General features: G+C 60.3%; 10 protein-coding genes, 1 tRNA gene and 1 pseudogene. 8 read left to right on the forward strand and 4 right to left on the reverse strand.

Features of this window, described 5'->3' with window-relative positions:
- From SYN60AY4M2_RS14525 to SYN60AY4M2_RS10910, 7 genes and pseudogenes are all read left to right on the forward strand, one after another.
- Positions 1 to 174, forward strand: a pseudogene (locus SYN60AY4M2_RS14525) (RNA-guided endonuclease TnpB family protein); the annotation flags it as partial.
- Positions 175 to 663 carry a DUF4351 domain-containing protein gene (locus SYN60AY4M2_RS10885; RefSeq protein ID WP_011431058.1) on the forward strand — a complete coding sequence of 163 codons (489 nt, stop codon included), beginning with the start codon at positions 175 to 177 and terminating at the stop codon, positions 661 to 663.
- Positions 664 to 675: 12 nt separating this feature from the next.
- Entirely contained in the window at positions 676 to 2,016 is a 1,341-nt protein-coding gene (locus tag SYN60AY4M2_RS10890) for a TldD/PmbA family protein (RefSeq protein WP_011431057.1), read from the forward strand.
- A 4-nt stretch (positions 2,017 to 2,020) separates the two neighbouring features.
- Entirely contained in the window at positions 2,021 to 2,818 is a 798-nt protein-coding gene (locus tag SYN60AY4M2_RS10895) for an MBL fold metallo-hydrolase (protein ID WP_011431056.1), read from the forward strand.
- Positions 2,815 to 3,231 carry a DUF2358 domain-containing protein gene (locus tag SYN60AY4M2_RS10900; RefSeq protein WP_011431055.1) on the forward strand — a complete coding sequence of 139 codons (417 nt, stop codon included), beginning with the start codon at positions 2,815 to 2,817 and terminating at the stop codon, positions 3,229 to 3,231. Before SYN60AY4M2_RS10895 ends, SYN60AY4M2_RS10900 begins: the two co-directional genes overlap by 4 nt.
- Before the next feature lie 79 nt (positions 3,232 to 3,310).
- Positions 3,311 to 3,395: transfer RNA gene (locus tag SYN60AY4M2_RS10905), tRNA-Ser, on the forward strand.
- A gap of 88 nt (positions 3,396 to 3,483) precedes the next feature.
- Entirely contained in the window at positions 3,484 to 3,969 is a 486-nt protein-coding gene (locus tag SYN60AY4M2_RS10910) for a YbhB/YbcL family Raf kinase inhibitor-like protein (protein ID WP_240527831.1), read from the forward strand.
- A 120-nt stretch (positions 3,970 to 4,089) separates the two neighbouring features.
- On the opposite strand, the gene SYN60AY4M2_RS10915 is transcribed toward SYN60AY4M2_RS10910, so the two are convergent.
- The 3 genes from SYN60AY4M2_RS10915 to cobU all read right to left on the reverse strand — a co-directional run bounded on the left by SYN60AY4M2_RS10915 (position 4,090) and on the right by cobU (position 5,769).
- Positions 4,090 to 4,584: a dethiobiotin synthase gene (locus tag SYN60AY4M2_RS10915; RefSeq protein WP_240527832.1), complete on the reverse strand. Its 495-nt coding sequence runs from the start codon at positions 4,582 to 4,584 to the stop codon at positions 4,090 to 4,092.
- Between the two features lie 47 nt (positions 4,585 to 4,631).
- Positions 4,632 to 5,132, reverse strand: a complete 501-nt coding sequence (locus SYN60AY4M2_RS10920) for a CRR6 family NdhI maturation factor (protein ID WP_240527833.1) — start codon at positions 5,130 to 5,132, stop codon at positions 4,632 to 4,634.
- A gap of 73 nt (positions 5,133 to 5,205) precedes the next feature.
- Positions 5,206 to 5,769, reverse strand: coding sequence for a bifunctional adenosylcobinamide kinase/adenosylcobinamide-phosphate guanylyltransferase (cobU, locus tag SYN60AY4M2_RS10925; RefSeq protein WP_099812896.1), 564 nt, complete (start codon positions 5,767 to 5,769; stop codon positions 5,206 to 5,208).
- A 311-nt stretch (positions 5,770 to 6,080) separates the two neighbouring features.
- Between cobU and SYN60AY4M2_RS14670 the strand changes: the two genes are divergently transcribed.
- Complete coding sequence (locus SYN60AY4M2_RS14670; RefSeq protein WP_099813340.1) at positions 6,081 to 6,653, forward strand: CatB-related O-acetyltransferase; 573 nt, start codon at positions 6,081 to 6,083, stop codon at positions 6,651 to 6,653.
- Here the strand turns inward: SYN60AY4M2_RS14670 and tnpA are convergent.
- Positions 6,572 to 6,820, reverse strand: a 249-nt coding sequence (gene tnpA / locus SYN60AY4M2_RS10935; protein WP_143597323.1) for an IS200/IS605 family transposase, incomplete at its 5' end; no start/stop codon positions are given. The two genes, SYN60AY4M2_RS14670 and tnpA, sit on opposite strands and share 82 nt — an antisense overlap.

Below are 6,820 nucleotides of genomic sequence, written 5' to 3' on the forward strand. Positions count from 1 at the left end.
CGAGATTGGCAAGGCGCTCTGGGTGTTATGCTCAGGGCTTTGCGGGATACCGCCTTTCTGTTTGGACTCCGTCCGAGTAGCGCGGTCGCGTCAGCGTCGCGTAGTGACAACGGAAACGGACAGAATGCTATCGCTTCACCGCTGAGCAGTAATGCTCAGCAGTGTTCAGCGTAAATGTATCAGGATCCTGTAGAAACCTTACGAGAAGTCGTTGCCGAGCTGGAGCGCTTGCCAGACCCCAGCAAGCAGCGAGAACTGGCAGCAGCAACAGCCGTTTTGGCGGGACTAGCATTGGATCGGGGTTTGATTCGGCAAATCATGAGGTCTTTGGATATGAGGGAATCGGTGATCTACCAGGAGTGGCGCTCGGAAGCTTTGCGGGAGGGGCTGGAAGCAGGGCGCAAAGAAGGTCTGCAACTGGGCCTGCAGCAAGGGCTGCAACAGGGATTGCAACAGGGATTGCAACAGGGACTGCAACAGGGACTGCAGCATGGAGAAGCAACGCTGGTTTTGCGGCTTTTGCGGCGGAAGCTGGGATCCCTTGACCCGGCCCTGGAAAACAGGATTTGGGCCTTGCCCCCGTCGCAACTGGAGGCGCTGGGGGAAGCGCTGCTGGATTTCAACAGCGTGGAGGACTTGACCGCCTGGCTGGCCCGTCGGTAGAGAAGGAATGACATGCTGCAAGTTGAACTCTTGGCCGAACAGGCGCAAAGGTGCGCCAAACACCTGGGGATCCCCCAGTTTGATCTCTACGGAGCCGCAGTGGATGAGACCAGCGTGCAGGTGGAGCAGGGGGAGCCCCGTCAGGTAAAAGCTTCTCACCGCTGCAGTGTGACGGTGCGGGCCTGGAACGACCAGGGCCAGGTAGGGGTGACCTCCACCACCGATGTGGACGAAGCAGGGCTGGAACTAGCTCTGCAGACGGCCTTTGAGGCCAGCCACTTCGGCGTGCGGGAACACGCGCCCCAATTCAGTCCAGAAGCGAAGCTGCCCATTCTCCAGCCCTGTAATGACAAAAGGCCCCTGGCGCTGGCCAGCGAGCTCCTAGATCAGCTGGTGGCTGCCGAGAAGGCTTTGCTGGGATCCCATCCCGCCATCCAGGGGGTGCCCTACAACGGCCTGGCCCAGCGACAGATCGACCGCTTTTACCTCAACAGCGACCAAGCTCTGCGCCAGGAGGGCCACACTCTGGCCTCGGTCTTTCTCTACGGCAAAGCAGAACAAGAAGGCCGCAAGCCCCGCAGCGCCGGCGCCATGCGGGTGGCCCGCAGCCTAGAGGAGCTGGATATCCAGGGGTGCGTAAAAGAAGCCGCCGAGAAGCTCATCAGCCACCTGGAGTACGCGCAGATCCCTTCGGGGAAATATACGGTGGTTTTTTCTGGGGAAGCTTTTTTAAGCCTGTTGGGGGCTTTCTCCAATCTCTTCAACGCCCAGAACATCTTGGACAACCAAAGCCTGTCCACCCCCGACTCGCTGGGCCAGCAGATTGCCTCGCCGCTGCTTTCGGTGTGTGACGATGCCTTGCACCCGACTAACGTAAGCGCGATTAGCTTTGACGGCGAAGGCACCCCCACCCGCCGCGTTTCCCTGATTACCAACGGAGTTCTGACCCACTTTTTGCACAGCGCTGGCACCGCCAAACGCCTGGGGGCCCAGCCCACGGGGCACGCCAATATCGGCGCCAAGGTGACGGTGGCAGCCCACTACTACCACGTCTTTGCCGGGGCTCCGCCAGAGAGCACCTACGACCTGGCCACGGCTGAGAATGTGGTCTGGATTGACGAGCTGCAGGCTCTCCATGCCGGAGTCAAGCCTCTGCAGGGATCCTTTTCCCTGCCCTTCCAGGGCTGGTGGGTGCGCCAGGGGGAGCGCATCAGCATCGAGGCGGCGACAGTAGCGGGGGATTTTCTAGCACTCTTGCAGTCCATTTTCTACGTCGAGCCGGAGCCACAAATCACTCCTAGTGGTCTGTGTCCCCGCATTTGGGTAGCCGATCTTTCCATCACCGGCCAATAGCCCCATGAAACTCACCCGCATCGACCTCAACAGTTGGCTAGTCCATACCCAGACCCAGACTTTCCTGCTGGATCCGTGGCTGGTGGATCCCTTGGTGTTCTTTGGCCTGCCCTGGTTCATCCGCCTGCAGCACCGCCAGATGCCGCCGTTCACGCCGGAAACCCTGCCCAAAATCGACGGTATCCTCCTCAGCCAAGGCCAACCCGACCACTGCCACCCCCCCACCCTGCAGCGGCTGGACAAGCAGATCCCGGTTTTCGCTTCTCCAACAGCCGCCAGGGTGGCGCGGAGCCTTGGCTTTATGAGGGTGCAGGCCCTGGATCCCTGGCAGTCCGTGCAGTGGGGAGATCTAGGCATCACAGCGGTTCCTGGCGCCCCCCTGGGGCCGGTGCGGGAACTGGGCTTTTTGCTGGAGGAGCTGCCGACCCAGACGCGGCTTTACTACGAGCCCCACCTTTCCCAACCGGATGTCCGCCCGCGGCTGCAGCAGGAGTTCACCCCCATCCACACCCTGCTGATCCCGGTGGTAGGGCAGATCTTTCCCTTCTTGGGCGAGGTGATCATGGGGCCGCAGCGGGCCCTGCAGGTGGTGGCCGCCCTGCGCCCGCAGCAGGTGATTCCCACCGCTATGGGAGAGGTGGACTACCACGGCTGGTTTGCCGCCCAGATCCGCCCCCTGGGGAGCCTAGAGGAGTTCCGGGAAAAGCTGGGATCCCTGAACGCTGCCACCGGCCAATCCATCCAGTTGTGCTGCCCTGCCCCGGGGGAGACGGTATCCCTTCCCGCTGAGGTTAAGACGTGAGCCCTCCTTCTCAGGCCGCCCCCGATCTCGTGGCCATCCTGCGGGCCGATTACGCCCGCTTTCCTTGCGATCAAACCTACTCCATCTACGATCCCCAAGTTTATTTTCGGGATCCCCTCAACGAGTTTCGCGGCCTGGATCGCTATCGGGCCATGGTCGAAAGCCTGGGACGCTGGCTGCAGGATATCCACCTCGAGCTGCACGACATCCACCAGAGCGGCAACCACATCCGCAGCGAGTGGACGCTGAGGGGATCCCTGGCTTTTTTGCCCTGGCGTCCCCGCCTGTGCGTCCCCGGCTGGACAGAAATCCAGATCAACGAAGCAGGGTTGATCGGATCCCACATCGACCACTGGCGCTGCTCCCGCTGGGAGGTGATGCTGCAGATTTTGGGAGTCGGGGCTGCCAAATGAGCTGACTGCCGGTCCACACCTCTGCTAGGATTACAAAGCTGACTTTTTAGGCTCGCTAAAAAGTCGTTTTCTCTCCTCTGGAGAGATGGCCGAGTGGTCGAAGGCGCAGCACTGGAAATGCTGTGTGGGGCAACTCACCGTGGGTTCGAATCCCACTCTCTCCGTCATCGAGGCCCGCCTCAGGTAGAAGCTGCAGGAGACCCCCTATATCCCTCCACCCCCCAGTCCCCTCGTGTGGCAGGATATGGCCAGTTGCTGAAACCTGAAGAAATTATGGCTTTGCAACTCACCAGCTCCGCTTTTTCCCACTCAGAATCCATCCCCTCCCGCTACACCTGTGATGGGGAAGATCTCTCTCCACCCCTAGCCTGGTCGGGGGCACCTTCGGAAACCCAGAGCTTTGCCCTAATCATGGATGACCCAGACGCGCCCAGGGGCACCTTTGTCCACTGGGTGGTCTACAACTTGCCCACCAGCGTTAGCAGCCTGCCAGAAGGGATCCGCGGCGATGCCGATTTGCCCCAGGGGGCTGTGCATGGGCAAAACAGTTGGGGGCGTAACGACTACGGTGGCCCTTGCCCTCCCAGCGGCACCCACCGCTACTTCTTCACCCTCTACGCCCTGGATCGGCAACTGTCTTTGGCTGCAGGGGCGACGAAGGAAGCCCTGCTGCAGGCTATGGAAGGCCACCTCCTTGCCCAGGCCCAACTGATGGGCACCTATCAAAGAAAAAGGTAGGGGATCCGCGGTTAAAGCCCCGGCTTGCCGCCGCGCCTAAGCCAGACAAGGGTTTGGCAGCTCCCTTCTGCCGACGAGTCCTAGGGGCAAGGGGATCCCCTTCGCTGGGAAGGGAGAACCTCAAGCAAGGGGCGCCCCCAGTCGGGAGCTGGGCCTTGCCGAAAGCAAATCCAACATCTCCGCTCTCCAAAAAATTTGCCCCGCCGCCGTTTTTCTACCCAGGACAGGGATCCCCAGGTGGGCCTGCAACTGCCAGATCAAAGCGGGTTCTTCTTCTGGGGAGGAGGCCGACTCAGATTCCAGCAACACCCATCCCAGGCAGTGGGCCTTGGCTTGGTGAAGCAAGGCTGCAAAAGCGGCTCCCTGGCTGAGAGCAGCCTCTTGGGGCAGCGTCAAGAGCACGTCAAACCCCCAGGCATGGGCTAGGTCAGCCCAGGTTTGGCCGGGCCCTATCGGATCGGCCAGGCTGCCAGGCACCACCAGCAGCGGGGCCTTCTCTCCCTTCCAGGCAGCAATCTGCTGCCAGAGGGTTCTAAGCTGGGCTTCGGAAGGGCTGGGATCCACTTCGAGCAGGCCCCAAGGGCGTTGCACCGCCTGCTGCCAGGAGTCTGCCACTCCTGGTGCTGCCTGAGTTCCAGGCCAGGTGTCTGCTACCATCACTCTCATGGTTCCCCCGTCTCGGCTTCCCAGAGGCTCAGAAACTCGGGTTGCACCTCAAAGCCAAACACCAAGGCCATGTCCCGCAGCATCGAGACAGATCCCAGTTTCTGCTGCTTAAACCAGCGCATCAGCACAAAAATCTTCTGGTAGACGAAGATCTCCAACGCCTCCGGGTTGTAGACGATCCCTTCGCGGGGGTTGAATTGGTGGGGCACCAGCATAGCGGCGTAGCGGGCCAGCTCGCCGCTGCGCCAATCGAGAAAGTAGGGCATCCAGGGGTAAACCGTATCCCAGCGGATGAACCACAGGCGCACTTCTGGGATCTCCGACAGCTCCCGCGGATCGTCGGGGCTGCGCGGCCAATCGATGGCGCACTGTACCTGCTGAGCGGCGCCAACGGGATCCGCCATCAAGGTTTTCACCAATTCATGGCCCGGGGTCAAATCCAAGGCCTGGATGGCTTTGGCAGGTAGGTGGAAGGTAATTGGCACGGCGACAAGCAATCGCTTTAACCCAGTCTTGATCCAGGCGAGGGCTTCCGCAAGCAAGATACCCCATCCGTCAACCCCTTGCAGCTTATCTCAGCTCTGGGCCATTCCCTCCTGCCAGCGGGATCCCCAGCCGAGCTAGGTCGAGGACAAAGCCTGCTGCCACCAAGAACACCTGATCTGCCAGCGGGGCCAGCTTTTGGGTGAGCTCTCCCATCCGATCGCGAAACCGACGCCCCAGCGGATAGGCGGGCACCACTCCCCAGCCTACCTCTTCTGAGACCAAGATCGCCTTTCCTGCCCAGCTCTGCAAGGCCGACAAGAAAGCGTCCACCAAGGGATCCCACTCCTCCGGGGAACACTCCAGACCCTGCGCCACCCAGCCGCCTAGAGAGTCCACCAGGGCACAACAGGGCTGAGACAGCTTTTGCAGGTCGGCCCCCAGGTCGGGCCCGGTTTCCCAGGTTTGCCAAGTGGGAGGACGCCGTTGCCGGTGCTGCTGAACCCGCTCCGCCCACTCTGGGTCGGCTTGGGGATCGGGCTTGGGGCTGGTGGCCAGATAGACGACCGGCAGGCCGGAAGCAGCCGCCAGGCTCTCCGCCAGCCGACTCTTGCCGCAGCGGGCAGGGCCACAGATAAGCACAATTGGCATTGCCTGAAGAGGAAAGTCTATTGCTAGAGTAGCTTGGCAGTCGGTAGACCCCCTACGCTTCTGCTTCAGTTGCCGTGCAAACCCTGGAACCCCCCTGCCTGGAGCTTGGGCATATTCTACTTAGGCTCACGTTTTGGAAATTGATCTTGGCAGACCCCAATCCAGCAGCCGGAGGTTTTATGGCCATCTGCATTGAACATAGTCCTCAACTGGAGGACAAAACGTACTTTGCCTACTACCAAGGCTTGGAACCATTTCCCTTGCTTACTGTCGGCCCCCTGACCTATGCAGTGGAGCTCTTCATTCATTGGATGGGAGAGCCTTCGCGGGTAAAGATTGGCCGCTGCTGCTCAATTGCAAAAGGGGTTCATTTTTTTGCAGGCTATGAGCACCACACTGAATGGGCAACTACTTATCCTTTTACTCATCTACCTGAGTTCTGGAGCGAACTGCGGGCTTTGGAAGGTCACCCTCTGACCCGGGGAGATATTCAGGTTGGGCATGACGTTTGGATCGGCTATGGCGCTATGATTCGCTCAGGGGTGACGATTGGAAACGGGGCGGTTGTTGGAATGGCTGCCGTGGTGACGAGAGACGTCCCGCCATATGCAGTTGTTGCAGGGGTGCCAGCCAAAGTCGTTCGCTACCGCTTTTCACCCGACGTCATCGAGCAGCTCAACCAGCTTGCTTGGTGGGATTGGCCTCTTGAAGCCATCAGAACCTCCGGGGTACTCCCGCCACAGCGCAGCTTGGCGGGATGGGGGATAGGCGGTGAGACGAAGGGGTTCAATGCCCCTGAGTCTCACAATCTGGGCGATGCCTGCTGCTCGACATACTTCTTCAACTCCTCAACAGTGACCCCACCACAAGAGGCAACAAAATAGGCCCCTGCCCAAAATACAGGCTTGCTGTAGAACCGTGCCACCTCTGTGGCGAACTCTTTGCGAATCAACCGGCTGGAGACTGTTTTCAGGTTGTTCACCAGCTTCGAGACCTGAACATCCGGCGGAAAACTCACCAACAGATGCACATGATCCGCCTCACCGTTGAA

This window comes from Synechococcus sp. 60AY4M2, from assembly GCF_002760375.1.
Classification (GTDB): Bacteria; Cyanobacteriota; Cyanobacteriia; order Thermostichales; family Thermostichaceae; genus Thermostichus.